Genomic DNA, 1679 nt, shown 5'->3' on the forward strand with positions numbered 1-1679 from the left:
CGCCCGCAGCGTCTCCCGCTCGCCGCCGAGGTGGGGCCGGCCGACGGGCGGGGCGGTAGCTTCTCGTCCGCCCGCAGCGTCTCCCGCTCGCCGCCGAGGTGGGGCCGGCCGACGGGCGGGGCGGTAGCTTCTCGTCCCGCACCACCCCCTTCGGCGAGGAGCAGCGCAGATGACCACCGACGACCGGATCGGCCCGCCCCACCTCGGCGGCGAGCGGGAGACGCTGCGGGCGTTCCTCGACTACCACCGCGCGACGCTCGCGATGAAGTGCGCCGGGCTCACCGACGAACAGCTCAGGGAGCGGTCGATGCCGCCCTCGACGCTGTCCCTGCTCGGTCTGGTCCGGCACATGGCGGAGGTCGAGCGGGCCTGGTTCCGCCGGGTGTTCGAGGACAACGACGCCCCGATGGTCTGGTCGGACACCGTCGACTTCCAGGCCGCCTACGACGCGAGCCGGTCGACCAGGGCCGAGGCGTTCACGGCCTGGGAGGCCGAGGTGGAGAACTCCCGGCGGCTGGAACGCGAGGCCGGGAGCCTGGACCGCGCCGGGCTCCAGCCGCGGTGGGGCGAGGAGGTCTCCCTGCGCATGGTGATGATCCACGTGCTGCTCGAGTACGGCCGGCACAACGGGCACGCCGACTTCCTGCGCGAGGGCGTCGACGGAACCGTCGGCGCCTGACCCGCACCGTCGGCACCACCCGGCGCGGTTGCGGCGGTCGGACGCCGTGGCCGGGCGGCTGTCAGTGGCGGATGCGATCCTGCCGGGTATGGACGAGCTGATGCGAGGCCGGGTGTACGGCACCGACCACGACGACCCCGGTCCCAGGCCGGGGCGGGTCTATCGCGAGCTGGTGGCCGGCCCGCTGGACGGGCTCCTGCTCGACGTCACCGGCTGGACGAGCCGTGAACTGCGGGAGGGCGCCGCGCTCGACACGGAGATAGGAGCCTACGGCCCCGGCGGCCGGTCCCGGTACGGGCCGCGCGAGGGCGACCCCGCGCACTGGGACTGGGAGGGTGACACGCGCTGACCCCGAGCGGCCCACCGCCCCGGCCTCCCGGGGCGGGAGCGGAGGGGACGGGGGACGGCGTGGGCTGAAAGGCCGGGATCCGGCCCCCCCATATGCGATTGACGTGCCGTGAGCCCACCGGGTTTGCTGCGGATATGACTGATCTTCATATCCGGGCCGTGGACGACGACACGACGGCCGAGGACTGGCGGTACGTCCACAACGCGATCATCCCCACGGCGCCGCTCACGTCCGACGAGGTGCGCGACCGGGTCGGGCGCAACCGCCTGGAAGTGGCCTACCGCGGCGACGTCCTGGTCGGATGCTCGACGGTCCGCCCGCCCACGCCCGACGAGGCGGTCGCGACGGTGATCGCCCGAACGCTCGCCGAGCACCGCGGGCAGGGAGTCGGGGAGGCCCTCTACACGCGCGGCATCGCCCATGCCCGCCGACTGGGTGCCGAGGCGATCGAGACCGTCGTCCTCTCGTGCAACGAGGACGGGCTGCGATTCGCCCTCGCCCACGGCTTCGTGGAGACCGAGCGGTACCTGCTGGACGGGGACACGATCCCCTGGGTCACCCTCCGGCTTCGCGACCCTGCTGCTGGGCTCGACCAGCCGCGCGCTCGCGTCGAGCGCCGCGTGCCCGGTCGTCGTCGTGCCGCACGAGGCC

At 74.0% G+C, this 1679-nt stretch carries 2 protein-coding genes and 2 pseudogenes; all 4 read left to right on the forward strand.

Features of this window, described 5'->3' with window-relative positions:
• Nucleotides 1–169 precede the first annotated feature (169 nt).
• Complete coding sequence (locus EAO71_RS37350; protein WP_147982218.1) at nt 170–679, forward strand: DinB family protein; 510 nt, start codon at nt 170–172, stop codon at nt 677–679.
• A gap of 88 nt (nt 680–767) precedes the next feature.
• Nucleotides 768–1028 carry a hypothetical protein gene (locus EAO71_RS37355; protein WP_147982219.1) on the forward strand — a complete coding sequence of 87 codons (261 nt, stop codon included), beginning with the start codon at nt 768–770 and terminating at the stop codon, nt 1026–1028.
• Between the two features lie 134 nt (nt 1029–1162).
• A pseudogene (locus tag EAO71_RS40250) lies at nt 1163–1477 on the forward strand (GNAT family N-acetyltransferase); the annotation flags it as partial.
• An 88-nt stretch (nt 1478–1565) separates the two neighbouring features.
• A pseudogene (locus EAO71_RS40255) lies at nt 1566–1679 on the forward strand (universal stress protein); the annotation flags it as partial.

The sequence above is a fragment of the Streptomyces sp. MS191 genome (assembly GCF_008042125.1).
Taxonomy (GTDB): Bacteria; Actinomycetota; Actinomycetes; order Streptomycetales; family Streptomycetaceae; genus Streptomyces.